The following is an 18,271-nucleotide window of genomic DNA, read 5'->3' as shown; positions in this document are numbered from 1 at the left end:
CGAGCGAAGTGGATACCGGTTCGCGCCAGGAAAACGCGTCAAAACAAGAATCTGAAGCCTTCGGCGTCTACGTGCACTGGCCGTTCTGCCTGTCGAAGTGTCCCTATTGCGACTTCAACAGCCATGTCCGCCACGCCGCGATCGATGAGGCGCGCTTCGCCTCCGCTTTCGCGCGAGAGATCGCAACCACTGCCGAGCGCGCGCCCGGCCGCGAAGTCACCTCAATCTTCCTCGGCGGCGGCACGCCCTCGCTGATGCAGCCCGCAACCGTCGGCGCCGTGCTCGATGCCATCGGCAAGCACTGGACCGTCGCTGATGACGTCGAAGTGACGCTCGAAGCAAACCCGACCAGCGTCGAAGCCACGCGCTTTGCTGGCTATCGCGCCGCCGGCGTCAACCGTGTCTCGCTCGGTGTGCAGGCGCTCGACGATGCGTCGCTGAAAGCGCTGGGCCGCCTGCACAGCGCGCGCGAGGCGCTCGATGCGGTCGCCATCGCACGCCGCTCGTTCGATCGCTATTCGTTCGATCTGATCTACGCCCGTCCCGACCAGACGCCGGCGATGTGGGCCGATGAACTGCGTCTCGCCATCGACGAAGCGGCCGAGCATCTGTCGCTCTATCAATTGACGATCGAGGAAGGCACGCCGTTCTTCGGCCTGCACCAGGCCGGCAAATTGAAGACGCCGGACGAAGCGGTCTCGCGCGCGCTCTACGACGTCACGCAGGAGACCTGCGACAAGCTCGGCCTGCCCGCATACGAGATTTCCAATCACGCGCGGCGCGGCGCCGAGTGCCGGCACAATCTGGTTTACTGGCGCGGCGAGGAATATGCCGGCATCGGTCCCGGCGCGCATGGCCGGCTCGACATCGACGGCATCAGGCATGCGACCGCCACCGAGAAGCGTCCCGAGGCCTGGCTGATGCGGGTCGAGACCAACGGCCATGGTGTCGTCACCGACGATCTCCTCAACAGCGAAGAACGCGCCGACGAATTCTTGCTGATGGGATTGCGCCTTGCCGAAGGCATCGACCCCGAGCGCTACAAAGCCCTCTCCGGCCGCCCGCTCGATCCCAAGCGTATCGCGCTGCTGCGCGAGGAAGGCGCGATCACGGTGGATGCGACGGGCCGCCTGCGCGTGACGAGTAGCGGATTTCCGGTGCTGGACGCGGTGGTCGCGGATCTCGCGGCGTAACGCGCTGCCGTAGGGTGGGCAAAGCGAAGCGTGCCCACGCATTATTAGCTATCGAAAGAGATCGTGGGCACGGCGCGAAGCGCGCCTTTGCCCACCCTACGGCACCGTCGTCCCGAACTACGCCCCAAAACTCTTCGGCGAGCCCGCGACCGCAACGCCGCCACCCGTCGCCACCTTCATCACCGCAAGGCCACGCTCGTTGGTGCCATCCGCGCGGAAACGAAACAGGCCGTCGATGCCGGCGAAGCCGGAGGGATTGGTGAGCACGTCGGACGAGAAGCGCGTGGTGCCTTGCGTGCGCGCCAGCGCGGCGACGAGGGCGACCGCGTCATAGGCGAGTGTCGCGGTGCGAATCGGTTCGGCGCCGTATTTGGTGCGGTAGCGGCCGGAGAAGGCGCGGAAGCCGGCCGGGTCGGGCGCGGCATAGAGGCCGCCTTGCAGGTTCGCATTCGCATAGACCCGCGGATTGTCCCACAGGCCGGTGCCGAGCAGCTGGATGTTGCGTAAGTTCGCGCCCGCCGCGGTCATCGCATCTGCCACCGTCACCACGGCATCGCCGTCATCGGCAATGAACAACGCATCCGCGCTGCCGAGCTGCTGCGCCACGGTGCGCGCCGGTGTGGCGCGATCGGCGCCGTATTTCTCGAAGGCGACGATGCGCCCGCCACGCCGCGGCACGGCCGCCTTCACCGCGGCCTCGACGACATTGCCATAGGCATTGTCCGGCACCAGCACGGCGACGGAACGCTTTCCGATGCTGGCGGAATATTCGACGATGCGGTTGACGTCGGACTCCGGCAGGAAGCTGAGCAGATAGACGCCGCGGCCGGCGATGCTGGAATCGGTCGAGAACGCGATCACCGAGATGCCGCGCGTGCGCGCGACTTGCGCCACCGCCGGCACCGATTGCGCGAACAGCGGTCCCAGAATGATCTCGGCGCCTTCGTCGACGGCCTGCTGCGCGGCCGCCTGCGCGCCTTGCGGGCTGCCATTGTCGTCCTTGATCAGCAGCTGGATGTTCGGGTTCTGGAACTCTGCCAGCGCCATCTCGGCGGCGTTGCGCATGGATTGCGCGGCGAGGCCGGCATTGCCGGCGGCCGAAAGCGGCAGGATCACGGCGACCTTCACGCCGCCGGTGCCGGCGGTCGTCGCCTGTTGCGGAGGACCTGCGGGCTGAGCCGGCGGCGTCGAGCTCGAGAACGGGTTGGAGAACTGGCTCAGGCTCTGCTGCACGCCGGCGCAGGCCGACAGCAGCGGCGCACCGAGCAGCAGGCCGAGCGCGCTCCGGCGGGTCGCCCCTGACATCAGGGACCCCGGAACGGGAGATTTTGGATGACGCGGGCCCACCATTTCAGCTTCTCTTCTGACCCGCCGGCGCCGGCCAGTCACGACATTCTTTCCACGACACAAGCCGCGGATTCAGGCATATTGTCGGCAAATAGTTAACCGAAACAAAAGGATAATAGCCGCTTAACGCGGCCGCCTTGCTGTCCCGGCAGCTGTTTACCCTCGCTCATTCAGCATCAAGGCGGCGTTTCGGTCGCGAATATGGCGTGAGAGCCCTCACGCCCTCTCGACGTGATCCTGGATCGATCACATTCCCGTCCGTTCCTCGCCCCTCACCTCGGCACGATCTTTTTCGCCGAGCCGGTTCCCAGCCCTGCGGATCGTGCCTAAGTTGGCTTCATTATGCGCGCAAAGCCGGCCCCGATAAATACGCCTGAAGCTCAAGACGCCGCCTCGCGCGGTTTCTCCATCGATGCCCATCGGCTTGCGGCGCCGAAGGCGGCACCGGGCCTCCATCTGGTCGCAACCCCCATCGGCAATCTCGGCGACATCACGCTGCGGGCGCTGCAGACCCTCGCCGGCGTCGACGTCATCGCCTGCGAGGACACCCGCATCACCCGGCGCCTGACCGAACGCTACGCCATCGCGGCGCAGCTCAAGCAATATCACGAGCACAATGCGGAAGCCGCGCGTCCGAAAATCCTGGAGGCGCTGGGGCAGGGCGGCTCGATTGCGCTGGTCTCCGACGCCGGCACGCCGCTGATCTCCGATCCCGGCTTCAAGCTGGTGCGCGAGGTCTGCGCTGCCGGCCATGCGGTGTATGCCCTTCCCGGCCCGTCCTCGGTGCTGGCGGCGCTGTCGGTGGCGGCACTGCCGACCGACCGTTTCTTCTTCGAAGGCTTTTTGCCGGCGAAGTCAGCCGCGCGAAAGGCGCGCTTGACCGAGCTCGCACGCATCGACGCGACGCTGGTGATGTTCGAGTCGGGTAACCGCGTGCAGGACACGCTGGCAGAGCTCGCCGAGATCATGGGGGCGCGCGAGGCCGCGATCTGCCGCGAGCTGACCAAGCTGCACGAGGAGATTTCGCGCGCACCGTTGAGCCAGCTGGCGCGCGAGGCCGATACGCTGGAGACGCGCGGCGAGTTCGTGCTGGTGATCGCTCCGCCAGCGGCCGACGCCGAGGTGCTGACATCGGATGCGCTGGACGATCTGTTGCGCGAGCAGCTTGCCGCGCACAGCGTCAAGGATGCCGTGGCGCATGCGGTCGCGCTTTCGGGCCGGCCGCGCCGCGAGGTCTATGCCCGCGCGCTCGAGCTCGCCAAAGACTTGAGGGGCGACGATGGCGAAGACTGAGGTCCCGGCGGAACCGAAGGTCGCCTCGCCCGAACGCGTCGCCGCGTTCCACACCGGCATCTCCGCGGAGAGTCGCGCCGCGGCCTATCTGATGGCCAAGGGCTATCGCATCCTGGCCAAGCGCTACCGCACCCCGCATGGCGAGATCGACATCGTGGCGCGCCGCCGCAATCTGATCGCCTTCGTCGAGGTCAAGGCGCGCGCCACGCTGGATGACGCCGCCTTCGCCGTGACGCCGCGCCAGCAGCAGCGCATCATCGCCGCCGCGCAAGGCTGGCTCGTGGCGCATCCCGAGCATGCCGAATTCGAATTGCGATTCGACGCCATGCTGATTGCGCCGCGCTCACTTCCGCGCCATGTGTTGGCGGCATTCGACGCCTCGACCTGAAAGGCAGACCATGAAACTGAACGTCGCCGTCCAGATGGACCCCATCGCCCGCATCAACATCAAGGGCGATTCCACCTTTGCGCTGCTTCTGGAGGCGCAGAAGCGCGGCCACGGCCTGTCCTATTATACGCCCGACAAGCTCTCGATGGTCGGCGAGGAGATCGTGGCGCCGGTTCAGCTCCTGACCGTGCGCGACGAGTCCGGCGACCATTTCACGCTCGGCGAACCCAGGCGTGAGGCGCTGAACGGCTTCGACGTGGTGCTGCTGCGCCAGGACCCGCCGTTCGACCTCGCCTACATCACCTCGACGCATCTTCTGGAGCGCATCCATCCGAAGACGCTGGTGGTCAACGATCCAGCTTCGGTGCGCAACGCGCCGGAAAAGCTGTTCGTGATGAATTTTCCGCAGCTGATGCCGCCGACCCTGGTCTCGCGCGACTTAGACGAGATCAACGCCTTCCGCGACAAGCACGGCGCCGTCGTCATGAAGCCGCTGCACGGCCATGGCGGCGCGGCGGTATTCCGCGTGATGCCGCAGGACATGAATTTCGGCTCGCTGTTCGACATGTTCTCGGTGACGTTCCGGGAGCCCTGGGTGATCCAGCAATTCATCCCCGAGGTGAAGCACGGCGACAAGCGCATCATCCTGGTCAATGGCGAGTTCGCTGGCGCGGTGAACCGCGTGCCGGCCACCGACGACCTCCGTTCCAACATGGTGCGCGGCGGCGCGGCGCAGGAGACCGAGCTCACCCCGCGCGAGCGCGAGATCTGCGCCACCGTCGGCCCGGCGCTGCGTGAGCGCGGCCTGCTGTTCGTCGGCATCGACGTCATCAATGGCAACCTCACCGAGATCAACGTGACCTCGCCAACGGGCATCCGCGCCATCGCGCGGCTCGGCGGGCCTGATGTCGCGGCGAAGGTCTGGGACGTGATCGAGCAGAAGCGGGCGAAGTAAACGCTGATCTTTTTCGTAGCCCGGATACTGATCCATCACCGTCACCCTGAGGTGGCCGCTTCTTCAGCGGCCCTCGAAGGGCGACGGCTCAGCTGTTACCGCGCGTTGCTGCGTCGCGGCCGCGCATCACTAACTACCCATTCACCATGACGCCGCGCAGGTCATTCGAACGGACGTTGCGTACTGCGTGAATCTACGGGGCCGCTGGCCGACCGGATAACGCCGCGTTCACCATCTGCCGAAAACCAGCATCGCTGGCCGGCCGGCGCGTTCGGCCTCGCAACACCCCTTATACTTTTACTCCCTACTCATCGACACGGGGAACCCGCCAGGTGCGGTTCGAGTGCCCCGCGTAAGAGTAGAAGCGTATGAATACCGCACGCATTGTCGTTCTCGTCATCGCGCTGGGCGCCGGCGGTGTCGCTGCGTATCTGGCGAGCGGCTTCGACAACAAGCCCGCGCCCGTTCTGCCCGTCGCCGAGAAGCTGCCGACCGTCGAGGTCCTCGTCGCCAAGTCCGACATCGGGCTCGGCCAGGCCGTGAAGCCCGACGACCTGCAATGGCAGGCCTGGCCGGCAGCGACCGCGAGCAGCGCCTTCATCCGCCGCGACAGCAGGCCCGAGGCGCAGACCCAGATCGCCGGCTCGATCGCGCGCGTCCCCCTGATGCAGGGCGAACCGATCCGCGAGCAGAAGCTGGTCAAGGCCGACGGCTCCGGCTTCATGGCCGCGATCCTGCCCGCCGGGATGCGCGCCGTTTCCACCGAGATTTCAGCCGAGACCGCCGCTGGCGGCTTCATCCTTCCGAATGACCGCGTCGACATCGTCCTGACTCGCCGTCTGAAGAACCCCGACGGCGCCAACAACAACGGTCCGACCGGCGGCAACGACCTCGTCCTGTCCGAGGTCATCCTGACCAATATCCGCGTGCTCGCGATCGACCAGGCGCCGAAGGAGAAGGACGGCCAGAACGCCGTCGTCGGCAAGACCGTCACGCTCGAGCTCCGGCCCGACCAGGTCGCAGTACTCGCAGCCGCGCGCCAGGGCGGCACGCTCCAGCTCGCGCTGCGGAGCATCGTCGATGTCAACGCAGTCGAGGGCACGCCTGAGGACCAGGGGATCAAGCGCGCGGGCGGCGTGAATGTGATCCGTTACGGGGTGCAGGCACGGCAATTGACGTCACAGAAGTGATGATGGGGATAGCATGAACTACGGGGATGATCGGACGGGCCTGCGCCTTCGGGGGAAGCGCACGCGCTCGTTCTGGACGGGGACGATGCTGATGCTGGGGCTGCTCGCAGCCCCCGACCTCGTCAGCGCGACGGATGCGCCGGTCGGCGACCAGGCGCCGATGCAGGCACCGGATCTCGGCGTGTCGTCGGTCGCGACCATCGCGTCGGCGAAGACGCGTTTTCTCTCGCTTGGCGTCGGCAAGTCCGTTGTCATCGACCTGCCACGCGAGGTCAAGGACGTTCTGGTGGCCGATCCCAAGATCGCCAATGCAGTCATCCGCTCGGCCCAGCGCGCCTATATCATCGGCGGTCAGGTCGGCCAGACAAACGTCGTGTTCTTCACCGCCGACGGCCAGCAGGTCGCCTCCTATGACATCGCTGTAAAGCGCGATCTCAACGGCATGCGCGCGGCCCTGCGCCAGTCGCTGCCGGGCGTCCAGATCGAAGGCGTCGGCGACAGCGTGATGCTGACCGGATCGGTGTCGAGCCCGGTCGAGGCCCAGCAGGCCGGCGAGGTCGCCGCAAAGCTGGTCGGCGGCTCGGACAAGGTCGTCAACAGCATCGTCGTGCGCGGCCGCGACCAGGTGATGCTCAAGGTCGTCGTCGGCGAAGTGCGCCGCGACATCGTCAAGCAGCTCGGCGTCGATCTCAGCGCCAGCCTGAACGCCGGCACCGCCGTGGTGAATTTCAACAATTCCAACCCGTTCTCGGTCTCGGGCGGACCGATCGTCGGCAGCAACGGGCTCGGCGTCGCCGGCCTCGCCAAGGGCGTCGCCACCGTCAGCGCCACCATGCGCGCGATGGAAAGCGCCGGCGTCATGCGCACGCTCGCCGAACCGAGCCTGACCGCGATCTCGGGCGAATCCGCCACCTTCATCGCCGGCGGCGAATTCCCGATTCCGGCAGGCTATTCCTGCGATCCGGTCACCCACGTCTGTACCACCCAGGTGACCTACAAGAAGTTCGGCATCTCGCTGAACTTCACCCCGGTCGTGCTCAGCGAAGGCCGCATCAGCCTGCGCGTGATGACCGAGGTCTCGGAGCTGTCGAATACGAATTCGATCACGTTGACGCAGGCGGTGTCCTCGACCTCGAGCAACTCGATCACCATCCCCTCGATCCAGACCCGCCGCGCCGAGACGACGCTGGAAATTCCCTCGGGCGGCTCGATGGCGATGGCCGGCCTGATCCAGCAGCAGACCAAGCAGGCGATCAACGGCCTGCCCGGCGTCGACCAGGTGCCGATCATCGGCGCTCTGTTTCGCAGCCAGGACTTCGTCAACAACGAGACCGAACTGATGGTGATCGTGACGCCCTATGTGGTGCGCGCGGTCGCCCAGAAGGAATTGGCGCGGCCCGACGACGGCTTCGCGCCGGCCTCGGACGCGCAGACGGCGCTGCTCGGCCGCATGAACCGCCTCTATGGCATCGCGCGTCGGGTCGATCCGATCGCCGGCGCCCCCGGCGATTTCGGCTTCATCATCGACTGAGACGAACGGACGGCCGGGGAACGGTGCGGGAATCGGGGCAAGAGGGGATGAAGCGATGACGAAGACGACAGCCGATCGACGTCGCAATCTGGGCGTCGCGCTGGCCCTGACGGGACTCTCCGTCATGCTGGGCGCCTGCAACACCACCGGCGAGATCGTCACCCAGACGGTGCCGACCGACTATCGCCAGCGCCACCCGATCGCGGTGCAGGAAGGCAAGAAGTCGATCGTGATCTTCGTCGGCAAGGCGAGGGGCGGCCTGTCGGCCGCGCAGCATTCGGACGTCGCGGGCATCGCCCGGGACTGGGTGCGCGAAGGCACCGGCTCCGTCGTCGTCGACGTTCCCGTCGACAGCGCGAATTCGCGCGCGGCGGCTGCGACCTATCGGGAAATCCGTTCCGTGCTCGCATCCGGCGGCGTGCCGTCGCGTGCCATCGTCCAGCATCCCTATCGCCCTGAAGATCCCGGGCTGCTGCCCACCATCCGCCTGAGCTATTCGAAGATCGCCGCGGTCGCCGGTCCCTGCGGGCTGTGGCCGGAAGACCTCGGCCCCAACATCCTCGATCCCGGCTACAACGAGAACCGGCCCTACTTCAATCTGGGCTGCGCCAGCCAGCGCAATCTCGCGGCGATGATCGACAATCCGGCCGACCTCGAGCAGCCGCGATCGGAGACGCCGGCCTATACCGCGCGGCGCGACATCGCCTTTGATCGTTATCGCAAGGGCACCGCGATCTCGACTCCCAATTCCGAGGCCGACAGGGCCAAGCTCAGCGACACAGGCAAATGACGGGCATCCACGACGAAGAAGCGGACGATCCGCAGCACCCCGAGGAACACATTGCGCCGGTTCCCCGCATCTCGGTGCAGGCCTTTTGCGAAACCGAGAAGACGCTCGCCGCGATAACCGCGGCCGGGCAGGACCGCCGGCTCGCCAAGGCGCACCTCACCGCCAAGGACGGTGGCCTTGCCGCGGCGATCGAAGTCTATGAATCGATGCCGACGCCGAACGTGATCGTGATCGAATCCGACGGTACGCGCGACATCCTCGAGGGACTCGACGACCTCGCCGGCGTCTGCGACCCCGGCACACGCGTGGTCGTGATCGGCAATCCCAACGACACCGCGCCCTATCGCGAACTGGTGCGCCGCGGCGTCAACGATTACGTGGTGGGGCCGGTCGAAACGCTCGACGTCGTCCGCTCCATCTGCAGCCTGTTCTCGGCCTCCGAGGCCATCATCACCGGCCGCGTCATCGCGGTGGTCGGCGCCAAGGGCGGCGTCGGCGCCTCCACGGTCGCACACAATGTGGCGTGGACCATCGCCCGTGACCTCGCGCTCGATTCCGTCGTGATCGACCTCGACCTCGCCTTCGGCACCGCAGGCCTCGACTACAACCAGGACCCGGTGCAGGGCATCGCCAACGCGGTGCTGTCGCAGGACCGGCCGGACACGGCGCTGATGGAGCGCCTGCTCTCCAAATGCACCGAGCGCCTCAGCCTCCTCGCGGCGCCCGCCACCCTCGACCGCGTCTATGATTTCGGCGCCGAAGCTTTCGACGCCGTGTTCGACACGCTGCGCATGACCACGCCCTGCATCGTGCTCGACGTTCCCCACCAATGGTCCGGCTGGACGCGGCGCGCGCTCGTGAACGCCGACGACATCGTGATCGTGGCCGAGCCCGATCTCGCCAATTTGCGCAACACCAAGAACATGCTGAGCGTGCTGAAGGCGGCGCGGCCGAACGACCGGCCGCCGCTGTACTGCCTCAACCAGGTCGGCATGCACAAGCGCGCGGAGATCGAGGTCAAGGCGTTCGCCAAGACGATGGAAAGCCAGCCGATCGCGGTGATCCCGTTCGATTCGAAACTGTTCTCGACCGCGGCCAATAACGGCCAGATGATCGCGGAAGTCTCCAAGAGCCACCGCACCACCGAGCTGTTCCAGAACATGGCGAACCGCCTCGCCGGGCGTGGCGAGGTCAAGAAGCCGAAGCGCTCGCTGCTCGGGCCGCTGCTGAAGAAGCTGAAGGGCAAGTCAAGCCGCAACTCGGCGCCGCATCGCAAGGCGTCGTAAGCGTACATAAAAAGGGGCGGACTACTTGTCCGCCCGCTGCTGCTTCTTCGCCAGCAGTTGCCGCAGCGCTGTGACCTTGGCCGCGGCCTGGTCCGGCGGCAAATCTGCCTTCACGAGGATTTCGGCCTCGGCCTCGCGGCCCTGCAACCCCAGCACGAGCGCGAGATTGGCGCGGACCCGCGCATCATTCTGATTGCGCTGATAAGCGCGGCCGAGCACCTGTTCGGCCTTCGGCAGATTGTTTTGCAGCATATAGGACAGGCCGAGATTGGACAGCACGGTCGGCTCGTCCGGCACGATCTTCAACGCCGCGGCATAATATTGCTGCGCCTCCTCGTTGCGGCCGAGCTGATCGAGCGCCGCACCCTGCGCCGACAGGATGCGCCAGTCCGGATCCTCCGGCGTATGCGCGCGGCTGAGAACGTCGAAGGCCTGCTGGAAACTGCCGCTGTCGGCGAGCGCGCGGCCATAGCCGGCGAGCAACGCCTTGTTGCTGGGATGAGCGAGCACGGCCTGCTCCATGACCGCAACCGCCTGCGCACGCTGGCCGCTCTCGCGCAGCGCCTTGCCGTAGGCGAGCGCAACGTTGGGATCACTGGGCTTGGCGCGATAGCGCTCGCGCAACGCGTCCATCTCTGGCTTGGCGTCGGCCTTGACCGCCGTTTCCGATCTGACGCCGAGCGCGCCGGTCACATCCTCGATGCCGGCGGTCTGGCAACCGCCGAGGACGAGCACCAGGAGTGCGGGAAGCAGCAATCTCGCCGGGGGAGCGGCGAGGGACGAACGCTTGGACATACTCTGATCACTCGGCAACTGATCAGAGATGCTTACCGATTAACGCTAAAGTCCCGTTAAGGACGCGGCTTGGGGGATCTTAAAGCATGATCCGGAAAAGTGCGCAGCGGTTTTCCGAAAAGATCATGCTTGAACAACAACCTAAAGCGCGATGACGTTCATCCTCATCGCATCGCGCTTTAGTCGGTGAACTCGGCACCGAATTCGCAGCCGATGCGCCATCTCAGGCGGCATTGGCGGGAATAGTCGGGTGCGAAGATGATGGTGAATTGCGGCGGCACTTCCAGGTATTCCGCCACCACTTTCACGCCGCCATCCGAGATATCGGTGATCGTGCAGTCCCGCGGCAGCGAGCCCGCGCCAAAATGGATCTTGGCGAGCCGGCTGCACACCCGACGTTCGCTTCTCCGGCGATTTGCAAGCATTTGAATTGTTCACCCGTTAGACCACGGCCCATCCCGCAGCCTTAGGAGTAGCGGACATTCGTTGGAATGTGCTGAGGACAGAAGCCGGCATTCGAGACGTAGTGTCGGCGTGGCGTTTACGATTGCTTAGGGCTTGCTCCCCGCCCCAGACCGTTCCCGTATTGTTCTTGCGAAAACGGCCCACCTCTGCTACCCCTAATTGTGCGAGAGGGGCAGGCTGGTTTGAGCATGGTTCAGCGGGTTTCCACCGTCGCCTTTGAGGGGATCGAGGCCCGTGCGGTCGACGTGCAGGTGCAGGTCGCGCCGGGCTTGCCGGCCTTCGCGATCGTCGGCCTGCCGGACAAGGCGGTGTCGGAGGCGCGCGAGCGGGTGCGCTCGGCGCTGATCGCCTCGGGGCTGGCGCTGCCGGCGCGGCGGATCATCGTCAATCTGGCGCCGGCCGACCTCCCGAAGGAAGGCAGCCATTACGACCTGCCGATCGCACTCGGCCTGATGGCGGCGATTGGCGCGATCCCGCCGGATGCGCTGACCGGCTTCACCGTGCTCGGCGAGCTCGGCCTCGACGGCTCGATCGCGCCCGTGGCCGGGGTTCTTCCCGCCGCGTTCGGCGCCAATATGCGCGAGGAAGGGTTGATCTGCCCGGCCTCGTGCGGCTCCGAAGCGGCGTGGGCGAGCCCGGACATCCAGATCATCGCGGCAAGCTCGCTGATCCAGATCGCCAACCACTTCAAAGGCACCCAGGTGCTGTCGCGGCCGTCACCGAAGGTGCACGAGCCCGCCGCCTCCACACTCGACCTGCGCGACATCAAGGGTCAGGAAAGCGCCAAGCGCGCGCTGGAGATCGCCGCCGCCGGCGGGCATCATTTGCTCATGATCGGCGCGCCCGGCGCCGGCAAATCGATGCTGGCGGCGCGCCTGCCCTCGATCCTGCCGCCGCTGTCACCGAGCGAACTGCTGGAGGTCTCGATGATCGCCTCCGTTGCCGGCGAGATCGAGGGCGGGGCGCTGACGGCGCGGCGGCCGTTCCGCTCGCCGCATCATTCCGCCAGCATGGCCGCGCTCACCGGCGGCGGCATGCGCGCAAAACCCGGCGAGATCTCGCTGGCGCATCAGGGCGTGCTGTTCCTCGACGAGCTGCCCGAATTCGATCCGCGCGTACTGGATTCGCTGCGGCAGCCGCTGGAGAACGGCGAGGTCGCGGTGTCGCGCGCCAACCATCGCGTCACCTACCCTGCCCGCTTCATGCTGGTCGCAGCGATGAATCCGTGCCGCTGCGGCAACGCGTTCGAGCCGGGCTATGCCTGCAAGCGCGGCCGCGTCGACCGCTGCACCGGCGACTACCAGGCGCGCATCTCCGGTCCCCTGATGGACCGCATCGACCTGCGCATCGAAGTTCCCGCCGTGACCGCGGCCGATCTGATTCTGCCACCGCCGGCGGAAGGCTCCGCCGAGGTCGCCGCCCGCGTGGCGGCGGCGCGCGACATCCAGCTCGCGCGTTATGCCGATGCCGGCCTGCCCCATGTCCGCACCAATGCCGAGGCTCCTGCCTCTGTGCTGGAGGAGATCGCCAAGCCGGACGCGCAGGGCCAGAAGCTGCTGCGCGACGCCGCCGAGACCATGCGGCTGTCGGCGCGCGGCTATCACCGCGTGCTGCGGGTGGCGCGCACGCTGGCCGACCTCGATCGCGCCGACAAGATCGGCCGGCTGCATCTGGCCGAAGCCTTGTCCTACCGCGCACTCGCGGAGGATGTGCGCCAGATGGCTTGATCATTCCGCGCATCAACCCGGCGGTAACGAGTTTCCTTTACGCTCTGCAAACCATAAGGCCCAATGAGTTCCCGGGAGCAGTTCCTGGCGGCCTTGGCGAGTCCTTGGCGAGTAGAGTGTCATGTTGCGTTTCAAGATCCTGGCCTCGGTTGTTCCCTTGTTGGCGGCTGCGGTGTTCGCCCGCGCAGAGATCGGATCGGTCTCGCATCCCTGCATCGCCCTCGGCGAAACCTCGGTCGAGCTCACCTCCCTGTTCTGGACGGCCGGCGTCCATGTCGCGTTCACCGAAGATCCCGCCCGGGCCACGGTGCGGGTTCAGATCACCGACGATGCCGATACTGCGGACTTCGCCGTGGTCGACGACGGTCTCGGTTCCGAGCCGGATTCCTGTCAGGCCAATGCCTCGAGGCGCCTCGTCTCGATTGCCGCTCAGCCCGTCGATGGCGGCCAGGTGATCTATCTCTCCACCGAAGGGCCGGCGGATTACCGCATCTATGTGCGCTCGAAGTCGTTCTCGCAGCGCGAGGCCGCGGCGCTGATCGTCGGCGCCCATGGCGGCCATCGCCCGCTCCCGCTCCAGGCCGCCTCGCTCTGATGCGTTAACACCTCGTCAACCCTGTTTGGAGGCAGCGCCAAAGCCTCAAGCTGTTCGCAAGGTCAGAGCGACATCGTCGCAGACGGCGGGTGGCGGGATTCGAAAAAGAGTCGGGGTCGGTGACGATGGGTCGGACGTTCCGGATCAAGGTGCGCATGCGCCGTTTCAGGCGACAGCATCCCCGCATCGCCTTCGCGATCCGCTCTTTCATGATCTTCTCGGCGACCTTCGGCGGCGCCTACGGTTTCGTGTCCGGCAGCCGGTCCGAAAGCTCCGGCTACGATCCCCACACCTTTGCGATCGGCGCGAGCTTCCTGTTCGCGCTCGCCTGCCTCGGCCTTGCGACGCTGAGCATGCGCCTGCGTTTCGTGAACAAGCGGCTGCGTACCCTCGCCGCCCACAACGAGGCGCTGATCGACCGCAATTGGGAGCTGAAGGAGGCGGAAGAACGCGCCCGCAGCCTGTTCGAGCAGCAGGGCGACCTCATCGTGCTGCGCGCTACCGATGGCCGCATCACTTTTGCCAACGAAGCCTATTGCGCGCTCGCAGGACAGGCGCGCAGCGCGCTGGTCGGCACGCGTTTCGATTTCGACGTGCTGGAGCAGGGCGACAGCGCGCGCGAGAGCAGCGGCACACGCATCCACGACCAGAAGATCGCAACCCCGCTCGGCGCGCGCTGGATCGCCTGGCGCGAAGGCTATGTCCGCCTCGATGCCGGACAGCCGGCCGAATTGCAGAGCGTGGGACGGGACGTCACCGACCGCACCGAGACCGAACGCGCTCTGTCCGACGCGCGCGACCAGGCCGACGCCGCCAACCGCGCCAAATCGCGCTTCCTCGCGATGGCCTCGCACGAGATCCGCACGCCACTCAACGGCATCATCGGCATGGGCGGCCTCCTGCTCGACACCAATCTGACGCCGGAGCAGGCGACCTATGCCAAGGCGGTGAAAACCTCGGGCGAAGCCTTGATGGCGCTGATCGAGGAACTGCTCGACTATTCCAAGATCGAGGCCGGCAAGCTTGATCTCGAACAACGTCCCTTCGCGCTCTCGACCTTGGTCGAGGAAATCACCGAGCTGCTCGCACCGCGCGCACAGGCCAAGTCGCTCGAGATCGCCGCCTATGTCGACGAGCGCCTGCCGCTGGAGGTGGTCGGCGATGCCGCGCGGCTGCGCCAGGTGCTGCTCAATCTCGCCGGCAACGCCATCAAGTTCACCGGGAGCGGTGGCGTCGCGCTGATCGTCGAACCCGGCATCTGGCCGAACGAGATCAGCTTCCTGGTCCGCGACACCGGCATCGGCATCGCGCCGGAGGCGCAGCAGCGCATCTTCCGCGAATTCGAGCAGGCCGACGAGCGTGTCGCCCGCACCTATGGTGGCACCGGGCTTGGCCTTGCCATCAGCGAGCGCATCGTCAAGCGCATGGGCGGCCGGATCACGCTCGCGAGCGAGCCGGGCCAAGGCTCGACCTTCGAGATCGCGGTGCCGCTTCCGCCGTCGCAAGCCAGCGCGGGACAGACGGCCTTCCCGAGCCCCGACCTCACCGGCAAGTCGATGCTCCTCGTCGCCGACGGCATCGAAGCCTCGCTGATCGCACGGCGCCTCGAGCGCTGGGGTGGCCAGACCTGCATGGTTGCGGATGCCGCGGTTGCCGAAGCGCTGCTGCCGGAACGCTCATGGCACGCGGTGCTGATCGATCGTGCGATCGGCTCTGCCGTAGCCGACCAGTTGGGCGAAATGGCCCGCACACATGCGCTGCAGCGCCTCGTGCTGCTGACCTCCAGCTCGCGCCACGAAAAGCTGTCGCCGGCCTTCACCGGTTTTCTGGTGAAGCCGCTGCGGGCGGCTTCGCTCGCCGCGCGCCTTGCGATGACGCCGGAGGTGGCCTCGCCCGATCTGGCGCCGGAACCACCGGCGGAGGCTGGCGGCGCGACACCGGCCAAAGGAACGACCAAAGGCCTGTCGATCCTCGTCGCCGAGGACAACGAGATCAACGCGCTGTTGATGCGCTCGCTGCTGACGAAGCTCGGTCATCGCGTCGTCATCGCCGTGCACGGCGAGGCCGCGCTGGAGTCCTGGCTCGCCGCTTCATCGGCCGGCACGCCCTATGATCTCGTGCTGATGGATATCCAGATGCCGCACCTCGACGGCATCGAGGCGACGAAGCGAATCCGCACGCATGAGGCCGCGACCGGCGGCCACCACACGCCAATCCTCGCGCTCACCGCCAATACGCTGGTGGAGGATCGCTATGCCTGCTTCGAGGCGGGCATGAACGGATTCCTGATCAAGCCGCTCGATCGCGACAAGCTGGACGAAGCGCTGGCGGGGCTGTCGGCGTCACGGCGGCTGGCAGTTTGATCCGAACTTCACGGGAACTCATCCCGGCAGGCAATCGATAATTGAAATCGACCGCGTTGCGCGTCACCATCCTCCGGGGGCATTGCAGGAGGGTTTCGCGCATGAACGTGCTGTGCCGCCTCGTACTCATTGTCCTTCTCGCTGGATTTTCCCGACACGCCGCGGCCGATACGCCGGAGCTCATCGCCTCGCTCAAGCAAGGCGGCTACGTGCTGATCTTTCGGCACACCGCCACCGACGACAGCCAAAAGGACGTCTACCCCTTCAAGTTCGACGACATGAGCGCCCAGCGTCAGCTCAGCGAAAAGGGCAGGGACATGGCGCGCCAGATCGGGGCGGCGATTAAGGACCTCGCGATCCCGATCGGCGATGTCTACACCAGCCGGCTCAACCGTGCGATCGAGGCCGGTAAGCTGATCTCCGGCGGCGAGGTCAAGCCGGTCGACGCGTTGACGGACAGCAGCAACGCCAGCGCATCGGGAATGGCAAACCCGACCGGCGCCAATGCAAAGGCCGGACAGGCCGTGCGCCAGCTCGTCGACGCGACGCCGAAAGCCGGTAGCAACACTTTCCTGGTCACCCACAAGACGAACATCGCCGATGCCTTCGGCAAGGAGGCCGGTGACGTCGGGGAAGGCGAGGCTTTCGTTTACAAGGCCGGCAGCTCCGGCCCCGCCACCTTTGCCGGACGCATCAAGCCTGCAGATTGGAGCGCCAAGGCCGGCAAGTGACGCGCCTGCATTCGACCCTGATCGCTAGTGTGATGGAGGGGCCGGATTTCCCGGGCCTGTCGACGAGCCGGCTCACGTGGAGGGTATCCGGCCAACGTCTCTGCAAACCGAGATTTGCCGAGACGTTGCCGAAGCGCCGCGGACAGATTGACCTTGTGCGACTTGCCCCCGCACGATCGTCTTGTGATACCCACATCTTGCGAGTTCCGACTGAAAGGCTGGCGAACACGTGAGAACATCGGAAGACCGCTCATTTCTCGTATTGCTTGCCGCAATCACGCTAGCGTTTGGCTGGGTGCTCTGGCCTTTCTCCGGAGCATTGCTGTGGGCCACGCTGCTGGCCATCATCTTCGCCCCGCTTTATCGACGCTTCCTGGAAACCCTCCCGGGAAAGCGCAACCTTGTCGCATTCTCCACCGTTGTCGTCGTGGTGGTGATCGTCTTGATCCCCGTCGCGATCGTCATCGCCTCGCTCATCGACCAGGGAGGGGAGCTGTATCAGCGGGTTCAGTCGGGAGAGATCAGTTTTGCTCATCCGCTTCAGCAGCTGAAATCCGCGCTGCCCGACTGGGCCGCCCCCATGGCGGATCGCCTCGCCAGCATCGATTTTTCGGCCCTGAAGGAACGCCTCTCGGGTCTCGTCGTCCCCGCCGGCCAACAGCTGGCCGGGCATGCGATCAACATCGGTCAGGTGACGCTCGAGTTCGTCGCAAGCTTGCTCGTGATGTTGTACCTGCTGTTCTTTCTGCTGCGCGACGGTGACGAGCTGAACGCGCGCATCCGCGACGCCCTGCCGCTGCGTCCGAGCCACAGCGCCGAGATTCTGAATGCGTTCACCCTGGCGGTTCGCGGGACGATCAAGGGAATCATCCTCGTTGCCCTGATTCAGGGCGCGCTTGGTGGGGTGATCTTCTGGCTGCTCGGACTGACCGCGCCGCTCCTGGCGGGCGCGCTGATGGCGCTGCTCTCGCTACTGCCCGTGCTCGGCTCCGCGCTGGTATGGCTTCCAGCCGGGCTCTATCTGCTTGTGGCAGGCTCGGTCACGAAGGGAATCATCCTGCTCGCTTTCGGCACCTTCGTGATTGGCCTTGCGGACAACTTTCTCCGCCCCATCCTGGTAGGACAGTCGATCCGGATGCCAAGCTACATTGTGTTGCTCGCCACCCTGGGCGGCCTTGCGGCTTTCGGAGCAAACGGCTTCGTCATCGGCCCACTCGTCGCGGCCATGTTCCTGACGGCCTGGCAGGTCTACGTCCGCTCGAAAGAGCAACAGGAAGTCCGGGAATGACCTGCTACGCGGCGTAAGCTACGAAGCGCGGCGCGGAGAGCTTGTCAGGCGGCCCCGGAGTACCCTTGAATATGGTGTCGGTCTTTGCCGCTCGCTTGCAATGCGGGCATACGAAGAGATGCGCGATCACCGGAACCGGCTCGTCCGCGAGCAATTCCGAGCGGTACCACCTCATCTCGACATGGCAATCCGCACAGGTCGGTGCTTCGAGTTGTTCCGCAGCACTTCTGAGAAGATCAACCATCGAGACCTCGCGTTTTCCAAGGTCATAGCCCAATACCTCTTGTTGGTCTGCAACAAAAGATGCTGCGCGAGGCGCAGGTCCCGCCGACCG

Annotated in this window: 17 protein-coding genes; 13 read left to right on the top strand and 4 right to left on the bottom strand. The window is 66.0% G+C overall.

Annotated features, from left to right (window positions below; all coding sequences use genetic code 11):
- Positions 1-8 precede the first annotated feature (8 nt).
- On the top strand, positions 9-1,193 hold the full coding sequence (hemW, locus tag RAD04_RS14120) for a radical SAM family heme chaperone HemW (protein ID WP_461624404.1): 1,185 nt from the start codon (positions 9-11) through the stop codon (positions 1,191-1,193).
- A gap of 117 nt (positions 1,194-1,310) precedes the next feature.
- Here the strand turns inward: hemW and RAD04_RS14115 are convergent, their stop codons facing one another.
- The gene (locus tag RAD04_RS14115) at positions 1,311-2,543 is read right to left on the bottom strand and encodes a penicillin-binding protein activator (protein ID WP_461624261.1); all 1,233 of its coding nucleotides are present in this window, start codon (positions 2,541-2,543) and stop codon (positions 1,311-1,313) included.
- 339 nt (positions 2,544-2,882) lie between these two features.
- Here RAD04_RS14115 and rsmI point away from each other — a divergent pair, with 339 nt between their 5' ends.
- The 7 genes from rsmI to RAD04_RS14080 all read left to right on the top strand — a co-directional run bounded on the left by rsmI (position 2,883) and on the right by RAD04_RS14080 (position 9,973).
- The gene (gene rsmI / locus RAD04_RS14110) at positions 2,883-3,833 is read left to right on the top strand and encodes a 16S rRNA (cytidine(1402)-2'-O)-methyltransferase (protein ID WP_461624260.1); all 951 of its coding nucleotides are present in this window, start codon (positions 2,883-2,885) and stop codon (positions 3,831-3,833) included.
- Positions 3,820-4,221 carry a YraN family protein gene (locus tag RAD04_RS14105; RefSeq protein WP_092251366.1) on the top strand — a complete coding sequence of 134 codons (402 nt, stop codon included), beginning with the start codon at positions 3,820-3,822 and terminating at the stop codon, positions 4,219-4,221. The genes rsmI and RAD04_RS14105 overlap by 14 nt, the downstream gene beginning before the upstream one ends.
- A gap of 10 nt (positions 4,222-4,231) precedes the next feature.
- The gene (gshB, locus tag RAD04_RS14100; protein ID WP_461624259.1) at positions 4,232-5,176 is read left to right on the top strand and encodes a glutathione synthase; all 945 of its coding nucleotides are present in this window, start codon (positions 4,232-4,234) and stop codon (positions 5,174-5,176) included.
- Between the two features lie 368 nt (positions 5,177-5,544).
- On the top strand, positions 5,545-6,366 hold the full coding sequence (gene cpaB / locus RAD04_RS14095; RefSeq protein WP_461624258.1) for a Flp pilus assembly protein CpaB: 822 nt from the start codon (positions 5,545-5,547) through the stop codon (positions 6,364-6,366).
- Positions 6,367-6,379: 13 nt separating this feature from the next.
- Positions 6,380-7,897: a type II and III secretion system protein family protein gene (locus RAD04_RS14090; protein WP_461624257.1), complete on the top strand. Its 1,518-nt coding sequence runs from the start codon at positions 6,380-6,382 to the stop codon at positions 7,895-7,897.
- A gap of 55 nt (positions 7,898-7,952) precedes the next feature.
- A complete protein-coding gene (locus RAD04_RS14085) occupies positions 7,953-8,687 on the top strand; it encodes a CpaD family pilus assembly protein (RefSeq protein ID WP_461616449.1) in 735 nt (244 codons plus the stop codon).
- Complete coding sequence (locus tag RAD04_RS14080) at positions 8,684-9,973, top strand: AAA family ATPase (protein ID WP_461624256.1); 1,290 nt, start codon at positions 8,684-8,686, stop codon at positions 9,971-9,973. Before RAD04_RS14085 ends, RAD04_RS14080 begins: the two co-directional genes overlap by 4 nt.
- 21 nt (positions 9,974-9,994) lie before the next feature.
- Here the strand turns inward: RAD04_RS14080 and RAD04_RS14075 are convergent, their stop codons facing one another.
- Both RAD04_RS14075 and RAD04_RS14070 read right to left on the bottom strand, forming a co-directional pair.
- Positions 9,995-10,768 (bottom strand): tetratricopeptide repeat protein, encoded by a 774-nt coding sequence (locus RAD04_RS14075; RefSeq protein ID WP_461624255.1) that lies wholly within the window; start codon positions 10,766-10,768, stop codon positions 9,995-9,997.
- Positions 10,769-10,947: 179 nt separating this feature from the next.
- Positions 10,948-11,193 carry a PilZ domain-containing protein gene (locus RAD04_RS14070; RefSeq protein ID WP_461616452.1) on the bottom strand — a complete coding sequence of 82 codons (246 nt, stop codon included), beginning with the start codon at positions 11,191-11,193 and terminating at the stop codon, positions 10,948-10,950.
- 228 nt (positions 11,194-11,421) lie between these two features.
- Here RAD04_RS14070 and RAD04_RS14065 point away from each other — a divergent pair, with 228 nt between their 5' ends.
- From RAD04_RS14065 to RAD04_RS14045, 5 genes are all read left to right on the top strand, one after another.
- A complete protein-coding gene (locus RAD04_RS14065; protein ID WP_461624254.1) occupies positions 11,422-12,960 on the top strand; it encodes a YifB family Mg chelatase-like AAA ATPase in 1,539 nt (512 codons plus the stop codon).
- 121 nt (positions 12,961-13,081) lie between these two features.
- Positions 13,082-13,555: a hypothetical protein gene (locus RAD04_RS14060; protein ID WP_461624253.1), complete on the top strand. Its 474-nt coding sequence runs from the start codon at positions 13,082-13,084 to the stop codon at positions 13,553-13,555.
- Positions 13,556-13,680: 125 nt separating this feature from the next.
- Positions 13,681-15,918, top strand: a complete 2,238-nt coding sequence (locus RAD04_RS14055; RefSeq protein ID WP_461624252.1) for an ATP-binding protein — start codon at positions 13,681-13,683, stop codon at positions 15,916-15,918.
- Between the two features lie 101 nt (positions 15,919-16,019).
- On the top strand, positions 16,020-16,649 hold the full coding sequence (locus RAD04_RS14050) for a histidine phosphatase family protein (RefSeq protein ID WP_461624251.1): 630 nt from the start codon (positions 16,020-16,022) through the stop codon (positions 16,647-16,649).
- 229 nt (positions 16,650-16,878) lie between these two features.
- Positions 16,879-17,937, top strand: coding sequence for an AI-2E family transporter (locus RAD04_RS14045; RefSeq protein ID WP_461624250.1), 1,059 nt, complete (start codon positions 16,879-16,881; stop codon positions 17,935-17,937).
- 4 nt (positions 17,938-17,941) lie between these two features.
- Here the strand turns inward: RAD04_RS14045 and RAD04_RS14040 are convergent, their stop codons facing one another.
- Positions 17,942-18,181 carry a hypothetical protein gene (locus tag RAD04_RS14040; protein ID WP_461624249.1) on the bottom strand — a complete coding sequence of 80 codons (240 nt, stop codon included), beginning with the start codon at positions 18,179-18,181 and terminating at the stop codon, positions 17,942-17,944.
- Positions 18,182-18,271: the final 90 nt, after the last annotated feature.

The sequence above is a fragment of the Bradyrhizobium sp. 25ACV genome, from assembly GCF_054863005.1.
Note: the sequence above shows the minus strand (reverse complement) of the source record. Positions and strands in the feature narration are given on the sequence as shown.